A 23,893-nucleotide genomic window follows, 5' to 3' on the forward strand; every position below is an offset into this window, starting at 1 on the left:
AATTGGATAGCATCGCTTTCCACTTGCAGTTTCAAGCCCGATTCCTCAAAGCACAATGTCCCTCATTCGAAGGACATTGCGCATAAAAATCAAACTTGATTTTTACTTATTTTACATGTTTTTTTGTCTCGCCATCTTCTGGCTTAAACCCTTTTTTAAGGAAAAGGTCATAGGATATTGCTGAGGCAATAAACCAAGTGGAATACGTACCAAATCCAACCCCGATCAGAAGAGCAAACATAAATCCTCTTAAGTTCTCACCTCCTACAATGAAGATCGCAAGAATCACAAGGAAGGTCATAAAGGCAGTGTTAAAGGTTCTACCAAGTGTGCTTGAAATAGAATCGTTAAATAGGCTCTTCAAATCCGCTGACTTCTTATCTTGGAGGTATTCACGAATACGGTCAAAGATAATTACCGTGTCGTTAATGGAGTACCCTAGAACGGTAAGGATTGCTGCGATAAAGTCCTGGTTAATTTCCATACTGAACGGCATCACATTTTTCAAAAGAGAGTACGCTCCTAGAATCACAACTGAGTCATGAATAAGGGACGCCACAGCTCCTGCAGAGAACTGCCATTTTTTGAATCGAACCAATATGTATAGGAAGATACCCACTAAGGAGATTATTAGAGCAAGTGCGCCCCCTGTCTTAATGTCATCGGCCACGGTAGGTCCTACTTTAATAGAGCTTACAATACCGTATTTTTCTTGTCCTGAACTACGGAATGATTCCAAACTTGCATCTTTTGGAAGATACGGCTGGAGTCCTTCGAACAATTTAGCCTCTACATCCTGATCTGCTGCAAGACTCTCTTCATTTACACGGTAGTCCGTCGTAATTTTCAGTTGTTGTTCGTTACCGAAAGTTTTCACATCGACGGCATTTTTTTCACCTTCTGCATCGACAAATTTCCCTTCCAAGTTGGTTTGGGCATCGTTTGCGACCACAGGCTGTTCAAATCTTACTACATAGCTACGTCCCCCATTAAAGTCAACACCAAATTTAAATCCTTGCGTGACAATCGATACGATACATACCACAGTAATAATTGCAGAAATGATGTAGGCATATTTTCTTTTGCCAATGAAATCGACCCAAGTATGTCTGAAGATATTTTTGGACAAAGAAGTCCATACAGAAAGTCCTTTCCCTTTGTTCAAACGACTAAAGATCATGACACGTGTAAGAAGTACACAGGTGAACATGGACATTAAAATACCAATCCCTAAGGTGACAGCAAACCCTTTAATCGGACCTGTACCAAAAATATATAGTACCACCGCCGTCAAAAGTGAGGTTAAGTTTCCATCAATAATCGCAGACAGGGAGAATTTGAATCCTTCGTTGTAAGCTTCTTTAATGTTCTTCCCGGCAAAAAGTTCCTCCTTGGTTCGTTCGTAAACAATTACGTTCGCATCAATCGCCATGGCCATCGAGAGCACGATCCCTGCAATCCCTGGAAGGGTAAGGGTAGCATCCACCGAATCCATGATTCCCATAAGGTAGAATAGGTTAATCGTCATGGCAATAACAGCGTATATACCGGCACCACCATAATAGAAGATCAAATATAAAATTACGATCCCAAAGGCAATGATAAAGGACCACAGTCCTGAGCTTACAGATTCAGCACCGAGTGAAGGTCCTACCACCTCTGCTTGCACGATTTTCGCGCCTGCTGGAAGTTTACCTGCTCCAAGTACGTTTACTAAATCTTGCGCATCCTCTTGGGTGAAGTTCCCAGAAATCTGAGTTCTACCGTTCGGGATTTTATTTACTACGTTGGGCGCAGTATAAACTACATTGTCTAGAGTCACCGCTACGGGTTTTCCCACATTCTTCTCAGTCAAAGTAGCCCAATCACGAGACCCTTTGCTGTCCATTTGCATATCGACTACAATACGACCTAATTCATCGTAACTAATGTTAGCCGTTTCTACTGCTCCGTCTACCGGTGCTTTCTGGTTGATATTTCCTCTTACGGCATAAAGAACCAAATTGTCTTGGTCTCCCGCTTCCGGCTTGTATCCCCATTCAAATTTCGTGTATTTAATATGGTTAGGTCTTGCGTCCTTGGCCACTTTGCTTGCAAGAATCTTATTAATTTTTGCTGTATCCGAGAGTTTTACATTCGCAACTCCATTGGATTTCAACGTATTTAATTGAAGTAATGATTCAAAATTCAGGTCTTTTGCTACCCCCATAGAATCCCCTTTGGTTGCCACCAAAGTCTTAAGGGTTTGGAAATACGGGAAAATCTCCTGAATTTCTTGCACTTCCCAGAATTGCAGTTTTGCAGAGGTCTGCAACATTTTTTTAACTCGGTCAATGTCTTTTACTCCAGGCATTTCTACAGAAATCCTTCCCGTTCCTGGTACTCTTTGTACGTTCGGTTGAGTCACCCCCATTTTGTCAATACGGGTTCTAATTACTTCGTATGCAGTACCCGTGGAAAGATCAATTCGAGTGCGAACCACATTACGAACATCTTCGTCAGTTGAGTTGAACTTTATCTCCGTTAAATTGGTGTTCCCAAAAATCTCTGGATCTGCCAACTTCAAATTCGCATTTTTCTCCTTGTTTACGATCTCAAACTGGTCAAAGAATAAGTCGACATACGTTTTGGTCGAATTTTTCATTCCCTCGTCGGTGCGGTCAAGCGCCTCGATAAGCACAGGGTTGGTGGAATAATTGGTTAGGTTGTTGATCAGATCTCTCTGGTTAATTTCCAAAAGAACGTTAATCCCGCCCTTAAGGTCAAGACCAAGTTTCATTTCCTTTTCCTTCGCTTTGGAATAGTATAATTTGGTGAAACCTAGATTTAAAGTGTCTTTGGAAAGCCTTGTGAGTTCATTTTGGTATTTTACCGGATCGTCTCCCGCCACTAGTTCGGCTTGCTTTTCAATTTTTCCTGAGTACCACGTCGGCAAAAGCTCGTTTAGACAAATAAGTCCTAGAACAATGGCCACGAGTGTGATGAGTCCTTTTCCTTGCATTTTAATTACAGCATTAATTTTTCGTGGGCAAATATAATGATTTCCAAATCAATTAAGGATTTTTTAACAGCACTTTTGCGATTTGTTCCCTCTGTTAAAGTAGCAAAGTTAGAATCCAGAAAGCCTAGCAGTTGCAGGATTTTCTGGATTCTAACTTCGAGTACGCTTTCAAAACGTCTGAAACTAGAAAAATGTCGCTTCTAAATGGTCATGGAGAAAATCCTCGTTTCCGGTTTGTTGCGAAGCATTCTTAAATCCAGAGTCATGGCTACATTTCGGGTAAAGGCTCTTCCTTTTTCCGTGATTTTAATTTTGTTATCACTTAAATCCACCAGTCCGTCCTGCTGCATTTCAAAGAGTCTCTCTTTTGCATTCTCTAATTCAGGAAGGTAGTTATCCCCGTTCCAACTCGTTTCCAAACGACACATTAAATTCAAAATATGCTGACGCACAAGCAAATCCTCAGAGGTTAAAATGTGTCCTTTCACCACAGGAAGTTTCCCTTCTTCCACGCGTTTTTGATAGGCCTCTACGGACTTATCATTTTGCGCGAAGGCGTACCAACTATCAGAAATTGCGCTCATTCCAAGTCCCACCATAAGCTGGGTTTTGCTAGAAGAGTAGCCCATAAAATTCCGGTGGATTTCACCCGATTTTAAACTTTGGTAAAGATCGTCTTTCTCCAAAGAGAAATGGTCCATTCCGACTTCTATGTAGCCCAAGTTTTCAAGAAGATTCTTTCCATTTTCATACAATTTGCGTTTTTCTTCACCACTTGGTAGGTCATTTTCGTCAAATCCTCTTTGTCCCACTCCTTTTATCCAAGGCACGTGCGCATACGAATAAAATGCAATTCGGTCTGGCTTTAAGGTCATGGTTTTTAAAATGGTCTCGTTCATTTTCTCCCAATTCTGGTGAGGAAGTCCAAAGATTAGGTCATGGGACACACTGGTGTATCCTATTTCTCGCGCAAGGCGAGTTACTTTCTCCACATTCTCATACGATTGAATTCGGTTGATTGCCTTTTGAACTTTGGGATCGTAATCCTGCACTCCAAAACTACAGCGTCTAAACCCTAAATCGTAAAGAGTTTGTAAATGTGCCTCAGTGGTATTGTTGGGATGACCTTCAAAACTAAACTCCGGATTCTGTGCAATTTTTGCCTTTTTAAAAATCCCTTCTAAAAGAGATCTTAAATTTTCAGGAGAGAAAAAAGTGGGAGTTCCTCCTCCCAAATGAAGTTCTTTAATAATTGGAACCTCATTTTCGAAAAGACCCAAATAAAGATCCCATTCTTTTAAAACCGTTTCTAAATAAGGAGTTTCTACCGTATGCTGTTTCGTGATGCGTTTGTGGCAGGCACAAAAGGTGCATAAACTTTCGCAGAATGGCAAATGAATATAAATAGAAATGCCCTCGGAGGCATTGCTTTCTTTGTAAGCTTTAATCACAGAGCTTTCCCATTTTTCAGTGGAAAACTCAGACTCTTCCCAAAAAGGGACCGTAGGATAAGAAGTATACCTAGGTCCAGGAATGTTGTATTTATCGATGAGCGTTTGATTCATGAGGCAAAAATACAAATTATAATAGAGTCTCAATTTCAAAACTGAATAATATCATCTATCAGCCTCATGCGAGAAGTTGGCTCATTTGCCTAGAGTCCTTTAAAATCAAATTTTACAATTTTGCCACGACCCGCGGCGATCAGCGTATTTGAATTTTGCCATTCGCAGGCGTAGAGTCCTTTCTCATTGGAAAGCACACGCCAGGTTTTACCTGCGTCTTCTGAAAAGGAAAGGTGCTGGTCTCCAAGGGCCACAATTTGTTTCCCCTTGGACCCTGGTCTGTATTTGACGCAAGTGGAATACCCTGCATTTTTTCCCTCGGCCTGTAGTTCCCAAGTTTCCCCTCCGTCTCTCGTCGTTGCAATCACCCCTTTATTCAAAGTCTGGTTTGTGTAATCTCCTCCCACGGCAATTCCAAGGGTTTCAGAATAAAAATCAATTGAATACATTCCACTCGAAGAAATGCCTTGGACAAACGGTGTTTCAAACCTTTTCCATACTCCCTTATCACGTCGCAAGATTCTAGACTTAATTCCTCCCGTTGCAATCCATAGCCGATCTTTCTTCGAAGCAATGTTGGTATTGCTTGCAGCAAAAGCAGCTTCTCCTATGGCTAAGGTAGGAAGCTCATCGCACGACTGCATATCCCAAGTTTCCGTAGCGAAATTAAATTTTGCGATTCGAGGACAACTCGTGTCCGAATCACTGAAGGTCCAACCCTCTCCTGAGTTTGTAAAATGGATGGCATCGTAAAATGCAGATTTAGACTCGTCTTTTCCAAGAAGTGTGGCTTCTAGTGTTTTCACGTTTATCTTATAGAAAAAAGCAGGCGTATCGATGGAGGTCGCATAAAAGAATTTCCCATGGCGCCCCAGAGATCGAAACTCTAAGTTGGGCTGAGAGACCTGAATTTGCTTTTGATCGCTAGGCCTGTGAAGGCTCACATACCCAATCTTGGATTTAGATCCCGCATAAAAAACCTTTCCCTTGTAAATTGAAATACTTCGAATGCTGATGTCGTCCTTCAAAAGAACGGAGCTTTTTTGGGCCCATAGGCCTTGGCTTAGGAGTAGTAAAAACACCACTACTCCCATTGGATATCTATTCTTCATACTAAAAAAGCAATCCTAGCTTTAGGAGCTAGGATTGCTGCATTAAGTGAAACTTATTTTCTATTTTTAAAATACTGGTAGGAGTAGTAGATTGAATGGATAACAATCATCCCTACTGAGAATATAATAAGACCTGAATCGTCCGTTTCTGCATTTTGATGATGCAGGTATGTGAGAACCGCTAATGCAAGGGTTAAAATCACACCTGAAAGCGCTGTAATTCGATAATTTTTAGGATCGTGCGTCGTTTCATTCTGTTTTCCAAGGAAGGAATTACGAATTCCTCTATATAGATACACATCCAGACCAATCATCATCCAGCACACAAGTCGAATCCAGGTGTCAAAAGGAAGGAAAGCCATCATTCCAAAACATACCAAAATACCAAGAATTGGAATAAGGGGAACCAAAGGAGTTCGGAATCCACGAGGCGCATCGGGCTGCGTTTTACGCATCACAAGTACACCCACACAAACCAAGATAAAGGCAAATAGAGTTCCAATACTGGTCATCTCTCCTACCACTCGTCCCGGAATGAAAGCCGCAAATAGACTCACAAACACAAGGAAAAACAAATTGGCTTTAAATGGAGTTCTAAATTTTTCATGTATTTCTGAAAACGCTTTGGGAAGCAGTCCGTCCTTACTCATGGAGTAGAACACACGGCTTTGTCCCATTAACATCACAAGGATCACGGAAGAATATCCAAGCAAAATCGCTACGATAATAGAGGTGTTAAGCCAAGGATAAGCAGGAACCACCACTCCATTTACGACGTCACCCATCGCTTCAATGGCAATGGCCACAGGCGCTAAGTGATCGCCACCGCCACCGGCGGTAAATTCTTTGTAATGCACGACTCCTACCATCACATAAGCGAACACGATATAGAGTACAGTACAAATAATAAGCGATCCTAAAATCCCAATAGGCATGGCTTTCTTCGGATTTTTGGTTTCCTGCGCTGCAGTGGAAACTGCATCAAAGCCTATATAGGCAAAGAAAACAATGGCCGCCGCCCGTATGACTCCCGACCAGCCGTATTCTCCAAATTTTCCGGTATTCTCCGGAATTAGCGGAGTTAAATTCTCAGGTTTGATATAATTAAATCCAATGACAATAAAGATAATCACAATGGCTACCTTCAAGATCACGATCGCTCCATTGACCCATGCGGATTCACTGGTTCCTTTGATGAGCACCAGGGACATAATCACCACAATAAACACAGCCGGCAAATTGACCAGACCGGCTTCTCCTGCGGAAGTAATATCAAAGGGGGTCATCATAAATCTCTCGGGGAGTGCGACTCCAAAATTGGAAAAGAACTTTCCTAAATACCCCGACCAACTCGAGGCGACCGTAGCAGCACCCACCGCATATTCTAAAACAAGATCCCAACCGATAATCCAGGCGATAAATTCACCCATAGTGGCGTACGAATAGGTATAAGCACTACCGGCCACAGGAATCATAGAGGCAAATTCTGCATAACACAATCCTGCGAAGGCACAACCCAACGCAGCGATGATGAAGGACACCATAATTCCAGGCCCTGCATGGTTGGCTGCTGCCATTCCGGTGATCGAAAACAATCCAGCACCGATAATTGCACCAATCCCTAGGGCTACAAGGGAACTTGCGGTTAGTGTTTTCTTAAGTCCTTTTTCAGACTCCTCTGCCTCTGCTAATAGTTGATTAAGAGGTTTAGTCCTCCACAAATTTGACATGTTTAAATATTTTGATTTTCCAAAAGTATAAATTTTTACGAACTATTAACTATTTTATCCCATTATTATTGAAAAAAAATTGAGGGAAGGGTATTGAATAATTTCTTTGGTTTCGATTAAGGAATTTGCCCTTTTGCGGATGTTTGATAATTCAATTTCAAAGAAATTCTAATATATTTGACTAATGAATTTCTACGAACTTTTAATCTCCCCCTACGAAAGTTATGAAGCCTACCAGATCGTGCTTGAAATACTAGCCGCATTCTTTGGTCTTCTCAGTGTTTTCTTCTCCATTAAAAAAAACATTTGGGTGTATCCCACAGGAATTATTTCCACTGCAATGTATGTGTACATTCTTTTTGTCTTCGGACTTTTGGGCGACATGATGATCAATGTCTATTATACATTTATGAGCGTATACGGCTGGATTCTTTGGTACCAAAATTCAAATGATCACGTGCACATTGAAGTAAAAAGGACTTCGAAAAAGGAGTGGATTTTTAGTTTTGGACTTTTTCTTCTCAGCCTCGTGCTTGTGACCCTCGTTTACTATTACAAACCGGCCATTGACCAGGGCTTCTCTACTGAGGGAGTCTCCTTGGGACTCTACCATTTGGATTGGGCCAATTGGCTTGATGTCTTTACGACCTCTGTCTTTTTAGTGGGAATGTGGCTCATGGCCAAACAAAAGGTAGAAAATTGGATTTTCTGGATTCTAGGGGATTTAATTTGCATTCCTATTTTCATCTATAAAGGACTTGCAATTACCTCCTTCCAATATTTTGTTTTCACGCTAATGGCCGTAATCGGCTATCTGGAGTGGAAAAAAAGCGCAGCATTAAGCAAAACCTCTACTACACTAGAGTCATCGCCCCAATAAAACTCTACTTTTTAGTATATTTACCCCCTCAATAGCATAATATAAGATGGCTCAATTTACATTCTACAAATACCAAGGAACCGGCAATGATTTTATTCTTGTGGATCACCGCCAGGGCGGTTTTCCTAAAGAAAACAAAGCACTCATTGCGAAATGGTGCGATCGAAGGTTCGGAATTGGAGCAGACGGGCTGATCCTTCTGGAAGAGGATGAGGCTTTGGATTTTAAAATGGTGTATTACAATGCAGACGGCAGTGAAAGCACGATGTGCGGGAACGGAGGTAGATGCATTGTTGCCTTTGCAAGGGATTTAGGAATTATTCAGGAGCAGTGTAAATTTAGCGCCATTGACGGACACCACGAGGCTTCTATCGCCGGAGACATTGTCACTTTAAAGATGATTGATGTAAAGGAAATTCAGACGCTAGAAAAGGCAAGCATTGTGGACACAGGCTCCCCTCATTACGTAACCTACGTAGAGAAGTTAGAAGAGTACCCTGTTTTTGAGAAGGGTCGTCAAATTCGAAATTCCGATCTGTTTAAATCCCAGGGAATTAATGTGAATTTTGTGCAAGTTTTAGGAACCAATTCTCTCTTTGTTCGGACGTACGAACGAGGGGTCGAAGACGAAACTTATAGCTGTGGAACGGGAGTCACAGCCGCAGCCCTCACCTATTTACAAGACCAGGATCTGGAAAAGGTAAATATAAAAGTTAAAGGAGGAGAATTAGTCGTAAAGGCGGAAAAGAATGGCACTGAATTTTCTAACATTTGGTTAGAGGGTCCTGCCCTTAGAGTTTTTAAAACAGAAATTCAATTGTAAGGATCTTTTTAATTTAATCGAATGAAAAAAAACAGCAAACTAATTCTTGCCCTCGTCCTGGTTCTACTTGCCTTCTGGGGAGTTCAATATTTTTTAAATTTCAAGACCAATAATGTAAAAAAAGAAGGGTACTTTCATGTGGCAAGTAACGCTTCCTACGCACAAATCCTAGACAGCATTCGACCCTTTATCCAAGACATGGATCGCTTCGAAAAAGTGGCCAAAAAGGAGGATTTGGAAAAAAGACATCACGCCGGCCGATATAAAGTAGTGGAAGGAAAAACCTCTCAAGAGTTGGTTCAAATGCTTAAAAATGGGAACCAAGTAGACATTACATTCCGAATTGGAGATTTTAGTGATGTATACCAAATGATGGGGCGTGTGGCGAGAAAAACACAGGCCGATTCGCTAACGTTCATTAGAGAATTTGATAAAATTGCAAAATCCAAAGGACTTTCGAATGCCGAGGATTTAAAAAAATACTTCTTAATCGATTCTTATAATTTCTTTTGGACCGTGTCCCCACAAGAATTTTTTGAGCGATTTGAAACCCAGTACAATTCCTTTTGGACTCCTGAGAGAATCGCAAAAGAAAAAGCCCTTGGGTTAACACGAAATCAAATCTACGCTCTTGCCTCGATTGTTTACAAAGAATCAGGAGGAAAACCAGACGAACAAAAAACCATTGCAGGACTCTATTTAAATCGCTACCGAAAAGGAATGAAACTTCAAAGCGATCCCACCGTAATCTATGCGCACCGAAAAGACACAGGGTTCCAAACTGAGATCAAACGTGTCTATTATAAACATCTTCGCTACCCCTCTCCCTACAATACGTATGCGAACGAAGGAATTCCGCCCGGTCCGATTTGCGTGGTGGATAAATCTTCTCTTGATGCAGTACTAAATCCAGAATCACACGGATACATCTTCATGGCCGCTGATCCTCAGCGTCCTGGACTCCATCGTTTCACTTCGAGCGACATCGAACATGCCCAAAATGCGCGAAATTACCAGCAGTGGCTTGATCGACAAACCGCATCAAAATAAACTTTAACACATTTTAAGAATTTTTGTTTTTAACATTTAGGGGATTCTTACGTCTAATGGGGGTAGTACGGAAATCGGGAACGATCCGTGCAAATTAAAATTACTCTTATTTACATGTAGAACTAACAAAATTCACTTGAATTTTGCGTAAAATTAACTTGATGATTCAGACAGAAATTACTCAAAAACTAACCAGAAAAACTCTGGGGTTAACTCTTTTACTTTCGGCGGCCGCTTTTGCCTTTGCACAAGAAAAAGTAAGTGTCAGCGGAAATGTAGTGGACAAGGCAAACAACCCCGTACCCTATGCTTCAATTGCATTCTCTAGCAAGAGCGATTTATTATATAGCGATGCTACGCTGACCGATGAAAACGGTCATTACGAGCTTCAAATCGTCCCAGGACTTTTCGATATCACGGTCGAGGCTATCGACTTTAAAAAGTACGTATCTTCAGGACGAACCCTAAATGCTGGGGTCCTAGGATCGATCGTTTTAGAACCTGAAAGCAACATGACCATGGCGCCTACAGCCAACATTGAGGGAATTACTCTGACCGCCACCACAAAACCTTATAAGGTGGAACTAGACAAGAGAACTTACGATCCATCTAGCGACGTGATTAGCAAAGGAGGAAACTTGCAGGATGTTCTTCAAAACGTTCCTTCTGTTTCTGTGGATACCGATGGAACAGTCTCCATGAGAGGAAACTCAAACATTCGTTTTTTAATTAACGGAAAACCGTCCGCTTTACTAGGAATTGACGACGGGGCGAATGCTCTTCAAACCATTCCTGCAGATCAGATTGATCGAATTGAAGTCATTACCAACCCTTCTTCTAAATACGAAGCCTCTGGAACCGCAGGGATTTTAAATATCATCTTAAAGAAGAACAAGAGAATTGGATTTAACGGGAGTGTAACCGGAACGCTAGGGTACTTGCCTAACACGAGTCTTAATACCAATTTAAGCTGGAGACGTGGGAACGCGACTTGGTTCCTAAATGGCGGAGGAGGATACCGTAAATCAGAAGGAAACAGCTATAACAATGCGACCTTTGACGATCGAGGTACCCTATATCAACTTCTACGTTCCAACAGCAATACCGTGACCAACAACGAAATGAAAAATTACAACGGTACGGCTGGATTGGTTTATGACCTATCGGATCGAACGTCTGTAAACGGGTCGGTAACTCTTCGTCATTACGAAGGAGAAAACGAAAGTGTAATCTCAACAGAAAGTGATTACAGTGGAATTACAAGGGACAACGCAACGGCGCAGTATCCGATCAGCAAAGAAAGAAGAACTAGTGGAATTAATAACAACAACGCCTTCCAAGCGGATTTTGGTATTGACCACGAGATTGGGGACAAAGGATCCACAATCGCTGCCTCGGTAAGTCTTCAAAATAACGAGTCCACGAACTCAAGCGATATTTTTGAAACCAGAATTCCAGCGTATAATACAATGGACCAAACGGCTCAAGAAACAAAAAACCGCTCTGTGGTCGCAAAAGTAGATTATGAGCTTCCGATCGGAGAGTATTCAAAAATTGAGGCGGGATACCGTTTTGACTCTCGTAACAACGATTACGATTACGCTGTATGGAACGAAGGCGTCGTGAATCCTGATTTCACATCCGTGACGAACTACAAAGAAATGTTCAATGCATTTTACGCTCAATTCAAAAGCAAAATTGGAGACAATTTCGCATACCAACTTGGTTTAAGAACGGAGCTTTCAAAAATTGACGTGGATTTTAGAAGTCTCACCAATACAGAACCGGCCATTAGTAAATCGTACAGCAACTTCTTCCCTTCTGTGTTTTTAAGCTACAATCTAACCGAAAACAATCAGTTGTTATTAAACTACTCAAAACGGATTAACAGACCCAGATCTTGGTTCCTAGTTCCGTTTAACAGTTACAACGACAGTGACAACATCTTTAGCGGAAACCCAGACTTGAACCCTTCCTATGTAGACTCTTTTGAATTTGGGTACAGTTTCCAAAAATCAAAAATAACCTTCAACCCGACGCTTTATTACAATCACGAAAAAGACGAAACGCAAATGGTCAACATTTACAATTTCGAGCGTCAAAGATTTGAAACCAAACCCTACAATATCGGATTCGAAGATCGCTACGGTTTAGACATGAACTTTACTTACGATCCTTTCAGCTGGTTAAAGCTAATGGGTAGTTTAGACCTCTATGGATACCGTTCTGAAGGAGAATTTAATTATACAACCCTAATTGACGGTGTTGAAACTCCCACTTCGATGTCCTTTAACGGAAAAGGATTCTCACAAAGAGCTAGACTTAATACCACGTTTAAAATTGACAAGACTCTTAATGTACAATTGCAAGGATTCTACAGAGGAGGAGAAGAAACAGACACTTCCAAAAGAGATGCAATGTACGCTCTTAATTTAGGAGCTTCCAAAACGATTTGGAACGGAAACGGTACGTTTAGCTTTAACATCCAAGACATCTTCAATACTAGAAACAGAACGAACTTTACGTACGGAGACGGATTCCAAAGAGAATCTTACATGCAATGGCAGCCTAGACAATTCTCTCTATCCTTTACATATCGATTTAGAGAAGGAGACCGAGTGGATCAACCTAAGAGAAAGAAAGACATTAATAGCAATGCAGAGGCTGGCGAAGACGAAATGCCACCGATGTAATCAAATGCTTTAGCAAGCTCATGCTAAAGGAAAACAAAACTGGCCTAGAGAATCTCTCTAGGCCAGTTTTCGTATTTGTAGGAAGAGTGAGTTTTCTATTAAAAAGATATCCCACTGCTATCACTTGCTCTCGATTTGAGGTATTTTTGCCACTCCCATGTTGTTTTAAGCGCATCGCGCAGAGAGGTATTTGCTTTCCAATTTAATTCACGTTCTGCCTTAGACGCATCCGCATAAGCAGAAGTAATATCGCCTGCTCTACGAGCGGTGATTTCATAGGGTACCTTGATTGAATTTGCCTCTTCAAACGCATGCACTACTTCCAAAACTGAGGATCCTTTGCCTGTTCCTAAATTGTAAATATCAAGCACGGTGGAGTTAGGGTTCTGCATTAACTTTTGCAAGGCTGCCACGTGCGCTTTGGCTAAATCCACCACGTAGATATAATCACGTATTGCGGTTCCATCTGGGGTTGGGTAATCGTCTCCGTAGATCAGTAGTTTTTCGCGAATTCCAGCAGCAGTTTGCGTGACAAACGGCACTAAATTATTAGGAATTCCTATTGGAAGTTCGCCAAGTTTTGCTGAGGGATGAGCTCCAATTGGATTAAAATACCGAAGTAAGGATACTTTGCGCTGGTGCGCTCGAGCGAAATCCATCAATATCTCTTCTCCCATCTGTTTGGTCTTCCCGTAGGAACTCTCTGGGGTTTTAAGCGGAGTGGATTCTTCTATGGGCATTTGATCTGCTTGCCCATACACAGTACAGGAAGAGCTAAAGATAAAATTACCCATATTTCTCTCTTTAAATTCTTGCAAGAGATTGAGCAGTGAAAACAAATTGTTTTCATAATAGTCCATGGGTTTCACTTGACTCTCTCCTACCGCCTTAAAGGCCGCAAAGTTGATACAGCCTTCAATGGTATGCGCATCGAGAAGCTGGCTTAGCAATTCTCGTCGTTTTAAATCAAAGGGATAAAACACCGGTCTTTTCCCACTAACTTCTTCAATATTATCAAGGATAAACTTCTCAGAGTTGGACAAATCGTCCACGATTACGACCTCAAAACCAGAATTTAGAAGTTCAACCACTGTGTGCGAACCAATATATCCGAGTCCACCGGTCACTAAAATTGCCATCGTGTATGTTCTTTAATTAAAAAATTCTAGAATACTATCACAAATGTATTTCAGTTGCTCGTCATCCAGTTCCGTATGCATCGGAAGCGAAATCACCTCGTCTAAAAGACGGTCTGTGTGAACGAAATCTTCGTCATTGCTAGGTTGATAGTATGCTTTTTGTTTGCGAAGGGCAACTGGATAATAAATCATGGCAGGAATCTCCTTCTCGGCTAGGAATTCACGAAGTTCATTTCTTTTGCCGTTTGTCACTCTTAACGTATACTGATGAAAAACATGAGACGAATTCTCATTTCGTGCTGGAATTAAAACAGACTTATGATCTTTAAATGCCTCGTCGTAATAATCCGCTGCTTTTCGGCGAGCCTCATTGTACAAATCTAAATTGGGTAGTTTGCGACGAAGTACGGCCGCTTGAATGCTATCCAATCGAGAATTCACACCCACCTCGTCATGGTAATAACGTTCGTACATACCGTGGTTGACAATGCCTCGAATTTTATAAGCTAAATCGTCGTCCTGGGTAAACAATGCACCCCCGTCTCCGTAACAACCTAGGTTCTTGGAGGGAAAGAAAGAGGTGGTTCCAAGAGTTCCCATGGTACCCGATTTTTTCACATCACCGTTTGCGAAGGTATACTCTGCTCCAATGGCTTGGGCATTGTCCTCAATGACGTAAAGCTGGTTTGCTTTTGCAATTTCTAGTATCGATTCCATCTCACAGCATTGTCCAAACAAATGCACAGGGATGATGGCTTTGGTTTTAGGAGTGATGGCTTTTTTCACAGCCTCAGGATCTAGGGTAAACGTATTGTAATTCACATCGACCAGCACCGCTTTCAATTTCAACAAATGAATTACCTCCACCGTAGCAGCAAAAGTAAAATCTGCTGTAATCACCTCATCTCCTTCTTTAAGACCTAAAGCCATTAACGCAATTTGCAATGCGTCTGTCCCGTTTGCACAAGGAATCACGTGGCCCACTTCTAAATATTCTTCCAGTTCTTTTTGAAACCATTCCACTTCAGGACCGTTTACAAACGCTGCTGACTTCATTACGTTTAGAACCGCATTATCTACTTCCGGTTTTATTTTAAAGTATTGACTCTGGAGATCAACCATTTGAATCTTTTTCATCTTTTGCTCTTTTTTTGCTGTTCGTCCTTCGACGTATCTGTCTTAATTGCTCAAAAATACGTTTATTAAGGCAAGTATGAAAATTTTCTTTGGATTTTCTCCCTTGATTTTCTATACCTGGAACTGAAAGGATAAATGCGCTGTCGAACTGCCGGAAAGACGAAAAACCCTCCTCGAATTGAACATCGAAATTAGCCTCGCAAGAGCGTAAAAAATCTTAAGACTTTCCTAGATTCCATGATTTAATGCATACACTTTCAGTCCACTTCCAATCGTATCTATTAATAAACTTCTACTATAGTTCTTATATAGTTGTAGTATAGTAATAATGGTTTAATAAGATTTTAAAAAACACCGAGGGATGCCACAGATTCTTAAAAATACTTCGTAATTTTGAACAAAAAGATACAATGTTAAATTTTGACTATAAAAATCCGACGAAGATTTTATTCGGGGAAGGACAAATTGAAAACCTAGCAAGGGAAATTCCTGCAGACGCAAAGGTTTTAATTCTCTATGGAGGCGGCAGTATTAAGAAAAATGGAATTTACGATCAAGTGAAATCGGCACTGAAATCCCATGAGGTTCTTGAATTCCAAGGCATTCCTGCCAATCCCGAGTATTCGGTACTTTTAGAGGCTTTAAAAGTGATTAAATCGAACTCGATTGATTATTTGCTTGCCGTGGGCGGAGGCTCTGTGATTGACGGCACGAAATTTCTTGCCGCGGCAGCGTGCTACAAAGGGGAACCTTGGGACCTTGTGAGTAAGCGGGTTCGCACCCATACAAATGAGGCGTTACCGTTCGCCACCGTTTTAACGCTTCCTGCCACAGGATCCGAAATGAATTCCGGATATGTGATTTCAAGAAAAGAAACGAACGAAAAATTATCTTCTGGGGGTCCGGGTCTCTTTCCTACGGTCTCTGTGCTTGACCCGACAGTCATTAAATCTCTACCCACAAGACAAATTGCCAACGGAATAGCAGATGCCTACACCCACGTTCTAGAACAATACCTCACCTACCCTACGGATGCAAAACTACAAGATCGCTTTAGCGAAAGCATTCTCTTAACGCTTCAAGAAGTTAGCACTCCTCTATTAAAAGGTCCGTTTGATTATAAGAACGCATCCGATTTCATGTGGGCCTGCACGATGGCGCTTAACGGACTCATTGCAAAGGGGGTACCTACGGATTGGTCTGTACATGCCATAGGGCATGAACTGACAGCGCAGTATGGAATTGACCACGCAAGAACACTTGCCATTATTGCCCCCTCACACTATCGAACTATGTTTGAAAACAAGAAAGAAAAACTAGCGCAATATGCCGAGCGTGTTTGGAATATAACGCAAGGTTCACTTGAAGAGAAAGCAAAGCAGGGAATTGAAAAATTAGAAGAGTTCTTCCATTCCTTAGACATTCAAACCAAATTATCAGAGTACACAAACGATTTTCAAGACTCGGGCGAGAAGGTGGAGAAAGCTTTTACCGACCGAGGTTGGCTATTGCAGGGCGAACGAAAGGATTTAACCCCTGAAATCGCTCGAAAAATTGTCGAAAATAGTTATTAACCTACGCCGAAGAGCAAAAATAAATAAAAATGAAAAAATACATCTCCTTTCTATTACTGCTATGCTTTACATTTGCCTTTACGCAGGAGAAGCCCGCCTTTTGGTCTGATATCCAATCGCTTAATTCAAAGAAAACCACTGAAAACCTGCCTTCTGATGCCATTCTGTTGCTAGGCAGTTCATCCTTTACCATGTGGCAAGATGTTGGAGACTATTTCCCGACTAAAAAATTCATTAATTTCGGGTTTGGAGGGTCAAGACTTGTCGACGTAAATTTTTATATTAAGGAACTTCTAGAGGTTCCCACGCCCAAACAAATACTGGTGTATTGTGGAGAAAATGACATTGCCTACGATGTAGAACCTGCAAAAGCAGAGCAAGTACGAGAAAGATTTGAAACGCTTTACAATACCCTTCGTACGAGGTATCCTGAGGCTCAAATCGATTACCTATCCATGAAACATTCACCGAGTCGCGAATCGCTGTGGCCTGAAATGGAAAAAGGAAATGCTCTAATCAAACAGTTTGTAGAAAGCAAAGAGAACTCTTCCTATATTGAAATTAACCCCTCGATTGAGGACAAAGATGGAAACCCTCGAACCGAACTCTTTTTGAAAGACCTTTTGCATTTAAATCCAAAAGGCTACCAGAATTGGGCGAAGGTCATTGCTCCCTATCTAAAATAAATGTAGCAAAGGACGGTTACAAAGAATCAAAGCAATAGGGGAATTATTTTTTCCTATTTGCTTTGGATTTTGCTTTGGCCTGTGCACGGTTTGCACCGGGTTTGGATTTTGGGACTTTACGCTTGCTTGGACCTCCTAGGTTGATTTTCCTGTTCTTTTCCTTTTTTTCATGAAAGGCGCCACCTCCTTCTTGTATTTTCACCGTGTGCGCATTCTTCATTTTGACTTCGTCCTCTTCGGATGCGATTTTCTTCGGATTTACTTTTACTTCTTTTGGAAATTCCATCTCGAGGAGTTCTTTGTCCATTAGAACCACGATCTCAAGAAGCTGCGGCTCTTCTTTTTTGGTATAAAACGTAATGGCTTTCCCATCTTTATCGGCACGACCCGTACGTCCAATTCTGTGAATGTACTGCTCGGGTACTGCAGGAACCTCAAAGTTGATTACGTGGGTAATGTCCGAGATATCAAGCCCTCTAGCCATAACATCCGTAGTAATTAACCCTCTTACTTCTTGATCCTCAAAGCGTTTCATGGCTCGAAGCCTATAATTTTGAGATTTGTTGGAGTGGATTACATCAAATTCTTCCGGCAATACTTCCTCTATTTTAGAAAATAGAAGGTCTGCGTGTCTTTTGTTATTCGTGAATATAAGAACCTTGGAAAGATCCTCGCTCGTTTCAAGCAAATGCTTTAGGAGATTAAATTTCGTATTGAAATTCTCTACTTTGTAGGCGCTTTGCTCAATTTTTTCGAGCGGTGTTCCTGATTTAGCCAGTGAGATCTCCATTGGACCCGCAAAATATTCGGCAAGCATATCATCTACAGCTTCCGTCATGGTAGCTGAGAAGAGGATGTTTTGCCTTTTTTCTCGCATCATTTCGAAGATATGCGTAAGCTGCGGTCTAAAACCTAAATTAAGCATCTCGTCGAACTCATCAATGATCAGTCTTTGGACCTCTTTTAGCGAAATTGCATTGTCAATCGCTAAATCCATCACCCGTCCTGGAGTTCCAACTAAAATATCACAGCCCGTATTAAATAACTTCTTCTGCGTATTTATGTTCTTACCTCCATAAATCCCAATGACTCTTGCCGATAAATTTTGAGTTAAATTCTCAACAATTTCAGCGACTTGAACCACTAGTTCCCTTGTAGGAACCAGAATAAGCAGTGTAGGATTGCCGTTTTTGTTATACTTCCACTGTTTGAGAGTAGGTAGTAAATACGCTAGGGTTTTCCCCGTTCCGGTTTGCGCAATGCCCATCACGTCTCTTCCCGATAAGATCGGTTTGAAACTTCTTGTCTGGATGGGTGTGGGTTCAAAAAGTTCGAGATCCGCAAGAACATCTAATATTTTCTCTGGTAAATCGAAATCGGCGAAAGTTAAATTCATGGAGTAGAGTTAAAAAAAAAGAACTTGTGCAGTTCTTCTCTCATGTTTTACTCGGCAAAGATAAGGTATTTCCTTAAAAAGGATTGATTTGGTTTTACTCTGAAAAATAATATCGACAACAAAGCCCATGAAACTTGCAAAAGAATCTTTCAACCTCAACGCAATCCCTTGTCATTTGCAGAGGATAAATTTCCACTGGAAATCCTAAAATGAATAAAAAAGCTTGCCCTGCAAGAACATAAATGCTGTGAGAAATGCACAAAAATACGGTAAACAAAAGAGTCTAAAATTGCAGGTTTTGGCAAAACGATGAGCTAAAATTAAATTCCTTACACAAACTATCATTACTTAAAGTAAAAATCAGTTAATTCTATTAATTAACTGATTTTTAATATTTTACTTTTGAGTACTTAAAGTATATTTTGGATTACTTTTTAAGTTTATTCCTTAAGTTTTTGATCATGTCGCTAGCCATTTCTTCAATGCCAAATTCATAGTGAAGTCCCCAATCCTCTTTCGAAGTACGGTCATCAATGGAAGCAGGCCAAGAGTCCGCAATCTCTTGTCGGAAATCAGGTTTGTAAGAAATCTCAAATTCAGGAATTTCTTTCTTGATCACCTCTGCAAGTTCCGCCGGTGTAAAGGACATCCCTCCGAGATTATAAGAAGTTCTCACGCTAAGGGATTCTTTTTCGGCTTGCATTAACTGAAGAGTAGCATTGATTGCATCGTCCATGTACAGCATGGGCATCGCCGTATCTTCTTTTATAAAGGACGTGTACTTTGCATTTTCAACCGCTTCGTAGAATATTTCTACTGCGTAATCTGTCGTTCCTCCTCCTGCTGGGGTTTTCCAAGAGATAAGACCTGGATACCGTATGCTTCGTACATCCACTCCGTACTTGTCAAAATAATACTCACACCATTTCTCTCCTGCCAGTTTAGAAATTCCATAAACCGTGGTTGGATTGAGCACTACGTCTTGTCCTACGTCTGTTTTGGGAATTCCTTTTCCGAAAACAGCAATGGAACTCGGCCAAAATATCTTTTTAAGAAGTCCTTCTTTGGCCATTTCGCATAAATTAATGAGCGGCTCCAAATTGAGCTTCCACGCAAACAAAGGTTGTTTTTCGGAAGTTCCCGAGAGCAAGGATGCTAAATGGTATACGGTTGTGATTTCATATTCCTGGATCACTTGTCGCATGAGTTGGGTATTGGTCACGTCCATTCGCTCGTAAAAGCCTGCGGAGGTCAAATTTTTGTCGAATCGATCAAGACCAGAAGCGACTACATTTTCTTTTCCGTATAGGCTAACCAAACGGTTGGTAAGTTCTGTACCTATCTGACCTAAAGCGCCTGTAATAAGAATTTTTTCCTGCATCGGGGGATTAGTTTAATTGATTAGTTATTCTTACAAAAGTAGAAAATTACGCCCTATAAAAAAAGCAAAACCTTTCAAAGCCTTATGTAGGCGATGATTTCAACCCGATCTGTCCAGAAAAACCACTGCTTTTTGGATTTTGCCTTTTTTTAATACCTTTTTCAAACTTCTTCTTATCTTTATCCATCCGTTTCTCCTTAGAAGCGATTAAAAACGATTTGAATTCATGAAAAAATTACTTTTTCTCTTCACCCTTGTTTCTACTCTCGCCTTTGGACAGGCCACTGAGCATACGATCTACAAGGAAATCCATGTAAAAAACAAAGGGCTAGTCGTCTCCGCCCATCCGCTAGCAAGCGAAGTGGGAGCCAAAATCCTTCGAGAGGGAGGGAACGCATTCGATGCGTCCATTGCTACGCAACTGGCTCTTGCCGTAGTTTATCCTCAGGCGGGGAATCTTGGCGGCGGTGGTTTTTTGGTTGGAATGAAAAACACAGGTGAAAAATTCACAATTGATTTTCGAGAAACAGCGCCCGAAAAATCCACAAAGGACATGTATTTGGATTCAAGCGGAAATGCGGACACGAGCTTGTCTCAAGACGGAGGTCTAGCCATCGGCATTCCCGGTTCTGTTGCGGGTATGTTTGCAACCCTTCCCTATGGAAACTTGCCGATGGAAAAACTAATCGACCCTGCCATTGAACTTGCCGAAAAAGGATTTGCCATCACCAAAAGGGAAGCAGATTTACTCAATGCACATCGCGAGCAATTTCTAAAACACAACTCTCATCCCATTGCTCTGGTGAAAAAAGAGCCTTGGAAGCCAGGCGACCTTTTGATTCAGAAAAATCTAGCCACCACGTTAAAGTTAATAAAGAAAGAGGGAGCCAAAGGTTTTTATGAGGGAGCGACCGCTGAAAAGGTCGCAAAAGGAGTTCAGTTGCAAAAAGGAATACTATCTCTTGACGATCTGAAAAATTATAAAGTAGTCTTTAGAACTCCTTTGGAGTTCGACTATAAAGGATACTCAATACTCACCATGCCCCTGCCTTCTAGCGGCGGAATTCTTTTAGCTCAAATGCTAAGAATGAGCTCCTTTGCCCATTTAGATCAAATGGGTTTTCAATCGCCAGAAGCCATGCAAGTTATGATTGAAGCGCAGCGTCGCGCGTACGCAGACCGAGCAGAATTTATGGGGGATCCAGCTTTTGTCAAAGATCCCACCGAGCGTCTTATTTCAAAGAGCTATCTGAAAGAACGATGGAAGTCGTTCAATCCCCTTTTGGCCACACCAAGTGCGGAGGTGGGAGAAATTATTAAGCAGCCTGCAGAAAGCACGGAAACCACGCATATTTCCATCCTCGATCGGGATCACAATGCCGTGTCTGTGACCACCACATTAAACGGACTTTATGGAAGCAAAGTCATCGCGCCAGGAACGGGGTTTCTACTCAATAATGAAATGGACGATTTCTCCATCAAACCCGGTGTTCCCAATATGTTTGGTGCTGTGGGAGGCGCAGCCAACGCGATTGAACCTGGCAAACGGATGCTTTCTTCTATGACACCCACTATCGTTTTAAAAGATAACAAACCCTTTTTAGTGGTAGGAACTCCCGGGGGCACTACAATACCCACTTCCGTGTACCAAACAATTGTCGGATTGATTGATTTTAAACTTTCTCCAAACCGCGCCGTAAATGCACCGAAATTCCACCACCAATGGTTACCCGAATCGGTGCAAGTAGAAAAAGGATTTAATACAGCGCCTTTAAAGGTTCTAGAATCCAAGAATTATGTATTTAAAACGGTCAACCAGATCGGCAGAACTGAAATCATAGCGGTACAAGAAGATGGAAGCGCCGTAGGGGTTGCTGATTCTCGAGGAGACGATTCCGTTTCACGAGAATAAAGGATTAAATCAGAATATTCAAACTCTGAGGCAAGACTTCAATCTCTATGGGTGAATTCAGTTCTACAAATTCGCCATCCATTTGAAAAACCGTGGTATCTAGGGAGAACTCCGCTTTTGATATGGGAACGTAGGTTAGATAGGAGTCTTGTTTCAAGGCTTTGGTAAACAATCGAAAAGCAAACAATAGGGTGTACGGTAAAGGGAATTTCTTAACCAGTACGAGATCGACAAGACCATCGCTTTTGCTTGCTTTCGGCGCTATGTACGCGAAATTACCAAATTGCCGAGTATTAGCTAGATTGAGCATCATATATTCTCCACTGTATTTCACTAACTCCTTCGTATGGAAAACCACATGAATTGGGCGGTAATTGAAAAAAGTTTTAAGCGTGACTTTAATGTAGTTTTTAAACCCTCGGGTTGTGTTTTCAAATTCTTTTGCAACGCGGGCATCTAATCCTGCTCCAGACACGTTGATCGACAAATATGGACCTATTTTAAAGGTATCAATTTTACGGCTCTTACGCGCCTTAAGTTTTTGCAAGAGCACCTCCAGGTTCGTATTAAAGTGTGTTTCATTCGAAAATCCATTGCCGGATCCTGCTGGAAACACCGCTAATATTTTAGAGGAGTGCACTAAACTTTTGGCCACTGACGCAATGGTGCCGTCCCCTCCGACGGCCACATACACGTCATACTGATCTTTCGTTTCCAAAATAAACTCAGCAGTCTTTTCGACCGACTCAGAAAGGTAGTAATGCAAAGGGTCTACCTTTGTTTTAAGCTTTTTGATAAACAAATCCGACTGCCTTTTGGCCGAAAACGGATTGATAATAAATACGGTGCGATCCATGGGTGGAAAGTACGATTTTTACTTGATATTTTTGAGTAAGATCAACCCTACTACTGAATTCCCATTCTCTCTTTAAACTCAGGAGTAAGAGCTGAAGAAATAGCCGCGTACGGAACCGTGATTGTTATGATGCCATACACATAGGCTGCAATCTCGTACTGGTTGTAGGTAAAGCTAAGTCCTTTCTCATCGAAGAAAAAATTCTTGTTGTAAGACAATTTCTCAGGCTCAAAGAAATTTTCTTTTCTTTCGTCCGCTTCTTTTAGAAGTACCTTGTTCCAATCTACTTTGTCGAGTGCCACGATGTCTTTTAATTCTACTCTTTTCTGATTTTCGATGTCGACCACTTTATACAAATCGTAGGCGTATCCATGCGCACCTCCTGTATACCCGTACCCCGTATAATGGACCGTAAGGTATCCGTTCTCATTTCCTACCACATTCATTTCAGAGACTCGATCCCAAACTTGACGAGAGCCGGGTCTAAAGTCCAAAACATCGGCTTTGGTCTGGGTATAATACTGACTTTTTCTTTCTTCTAGTAGGCTTTGTACTTCGGGTCTTGAATACGCGACATCCGGTGCAATGCTATCGTAAAGCTCTGATTTGTATAAGCTATCCAGGACAGGCTTATCGAGTCCTGTAAACACAAGTACTTTTTGCTTGAATTTCGCACTCACAGAATCACTCACATTGAGGGAGTCCATCGCGACAAGAGAATCGTAAGCAAACTCGATCCTTTGGTTCTTGACAGCGAGAGTATCGCTGGCTTGATTGGTTTCACTGGTAGAAGTTTTCGTACAGGACACTAGGGCAATACCTAGTGCAAATGCGGAGATAAAGATTGATTTCATATTTATTTTTTATTTCGGTTTCCTTCTAAGTCATACAAATAATGCTCCAAAAAAATAAGGCTATTCGAATGAAAAAAAACAATGCTCTGCGCGAGGCAGAGCAT

General features: G+C 41.4%; 17 protein-coding genes. 7 read left to right on the forward strand and 10 right to left on the reverse strand.

Features of this window, described 5'->3' with window-relative positions:
• Positions 1-106: 106 nt before the first annotated feature.
• From secD to ACX3PU_RS06620, 4 genes are all read right to left on the reverse strand, one after another.
• The gene (gene secD, locus ACX3PU_RS06605) at positions 107-3,001 is read right to left on the reverse strand and encodes a protein translocase subunit SecD (RefSeq protein ID WP_459084163.1); all 2,895 of its coding nucleotides are present in this window, start codon (positions 2,999-3,001) and stop codon (positions 107-109) included.
• Between the two features lie 200 nt (positions 3,002-3,201).
• Positions 3,202-4,566, reverse strand: coding sequence for an oxygen-independent coproporphyrinogen III oxidase (gene hemN / locus ACX3PU_RS06610; protein WP_459084165.1), 1,365 nt, complete (start codon positions 4,564-4,566; stop codon positions 3,202-3,204).
• A gap of 89 nt (positions 4,567-4,655) precedes the next feature.
• Positions 4,656-5,678: a WD40/YVTN/BNR-like repeat-containing protein gene (locus ACX3PU_RS06615; protein ID WP_459084166.1), complete on the reverse strand. Its 1,023-nt coding sequence runs from the start codon at positions 5,676-5,678 to the stop codon at positions 4,656-4,658.
• Positions 5,679-5,731: 53 nt separating this feature from the next.
• Positions 5,732-7,408 (reverse strand): amino acid permease, encoded by a 1,677-nt coding sequence (locus ACX3PU_RS06620; RefSeq protein WP_459084167.1) that lies wholly within the window; start codon positions 7,406-7,408, stop codon positions 5,732-5,734.
• A gap of 184 nt (positions 7,409-7,592) precedes the next feature.
• Here ACX3PU_RS06620 and pnuC point away from each other — a divergent pair, with 184 nt between their 5' ends.
• The 4 genes from pnuC to ACX3PU_RS06640 all read left to right on the forward strand — a co-directional run bounded on the left by pnuC (position 7,593) and on the right by ACX3PU_RS06640 (position 12,854).
• Positions 7,593-8,288: a nicotinamide riboside transporter PnuC gene (gene pnuC / locus ACX3PU_RS06625; protein WP_459084168.1), complete on the forward strand. Its 696-nt coding sequence runs from the start codon at positions 7,593-7,595 to the stop codon at positions 8,286-8,288.
• Between the two features lie 46 nt (positions 8,289-8,334).
• Positions 8,335-9,111: a diaminopimelate epimerase gene (gene dapF, locus ACX3PU_RS06630; protein WP_459084169.1), complete on the forward strand. Its 777-nt coding sequence runs from the start codon at positions 8,335-8,337 to the stop codon at positions 9,109-9,111.
• A 21-nt stretch (positions 9,112-9,132) separates the two neighbouring features.
• Positions 9,133-10,161: an endolytic transglycosylase MltG gene (gene mltG / locus ACX3PU_RS06635; RefSeq protein ID WP_459084170.1), complete on the forward strand. Its 1,029-nt coding sequence runs from the start codon at positions 9,133-9,135 to the stop codon at positions 10,159-10,161.
• A gap of 161 nt (positions 10,162-10,322) precedes the next feature.
• Positions 10,323-12,854: a TonB-dependent receptor domain-containing protein gene (locus ACX3PU_RS06640; RefSeq protein WP_459084171.1), complete on the forward strand. Its 2,532-nt coding sequence runs from the start codon at positions 10,323-10,325 to the stop codon at positions 12,852-12,854.
• Positions 12,855-12,952: 98 nt separating this feature from the next.
• Here ACX3PU_RS06640 and galE read toward each other — a convergent pair whose 3' ends face one another.
• Positions 12,953-13,993: a UDP-glucose 4-epimerase GalE gene (gene galE / locus ACX3PU_RS06645; RefSeq protein WP_459084172.1), complete on the reverse strand. Its 1,041-nt coding sequence runs from the start codon at positions 13,991-13,993 to the stop codon at positions 12,953-12,955.
• A 12-nt stretch (positions 13,994-14,005) separates the two neighbouring features.
• Complete coding sequence (locus ACX3PU_RS06650) at positions 14,006-15,130, reverse strand: DegT/DnrJ/EryC1/StrS family aminotransferase (RefSeq protein ID WP_459084173.1); 1,125 nt, start codon at positions 15,128-15,130, stop codon at positions 14,006-14,008.
• Positions 15,131-15,540: 410 nt separating this feature from the next.
• On the opposite strand from ACX3PU_RS06650, the gene ACX3PU_RS06655 reads away from it, so the two are divergent.
• Together ACX3PU_RS06655 and ACX3PU_RS06660 are read left to right on the forward strand one after the other, a co-directional pair.
• On the forward strand, positions 15,541-16,704 hold the full coding sequence (locus tag ACX3PU_RS06655; protein ID WP_459084175.1) for an iron-containing alcohol dehydrogenase: 1,164 nt from the start codon (positions 15,541-15,543) through the stop codon (positions 16,702-16,704).
• 29 nt (positions 16,705-16,733) lie between these two features.
• On the forward strand, positions 16,734-17,390 hold the full coding sequence (locus ACX3PU_RS06660) for a GDSL-type esterase/lipase family protein (RefSeq protein WP_459084176.1): 657 nt from the start codon (positions 16,734-16,736) through the stop codon (positions 17,388-17,390).
• A 43-nt stretch (positions 17,391-17,433) separates the two neighbouring features.
• On the opposite strand, the gene ACX3PU_RS06665 is transcribed toward ACX3PU_RS06660, so the two are convergent.
• Complete coding sequence (locus ACX3PU_RS06665; protein WP_459084177.1) at positions 17,434-18,786, reverse strand: DEAD/DEAH box helicase; 1,353 nt, start codon at positions 18,784-18,786, stop codon at positions 17,434-17,436.
• Positions 18,787-19,213: 427 nt separating this feature from the next.
• On the reverse strand, positions 19,214-20,167 hold the full coding sequence (locus tag ACX3PU_RS06670) for an NAD-dependent epimerase/dehydratase family protein (RefSeq protein ID WP_459084178.1): 954 nt from the start codon (positions 20,165-20,167) through the stop codon (positions 19,214-19,216).
• A 226-nt stretch (positions 20,168-20,393) separates the two neighbouring features.
• Between ACX3PU_RS06670 and ggt the strand changes: the two genes are divergently transcribed.
• Positions 20,394-22,079: a gamma-glutamyltransferase gene (ggt, locus tag ACX3PU_RS06675; RefSeq protein ID WP_459084179.1), complete on the forward strand. Its 1,686-nt coding sequence runs from the start codon at positions 20,394-20,396 to the stop codon at positions 22,077-22,079.
• A gap of 4 nt (positions 22,080-22,083) precedes the next feature.
• On the opposite strand, the gene ACX3PU_RS06680 is transcribed toward ggt, so the two are convergent.
• Together ACX3PU_RS06680 and ACX3PU_RS06685 are read right to left on the reverse strand one after the other, a co-directional pair.
• Positions 22,084-22,935 carry a diacylglycerol/lipid kinase family protein gene (locus ACX3PU_RS06680; protein WP_459084180.1) on the reverse strand — a complete coding sequence of 284 codons (852 nt, stop codon included), beginning with the start codon at positions 22,933-22,935 and terminating at the stop codon, positions 22,084-22,086.
• Positions 22,936-22,985: 50 nt separating this feature from the next.
• A complete protein-coding gene (locus ACX3PU_RS06685) occupies positions 22,986-23,789 on the reverse strand; it encodes an RsiV family protein (protein WP_459084181.1) in 804 nt (267 codons plus the stop codon).
• Between the last annotated feature and the right edge of the window lie 104 nt (positions 23,790-23,893).

The sequence above is a fragment of the Chryseobacterium sp. A301 genome, from assembly GCF_054489425.1.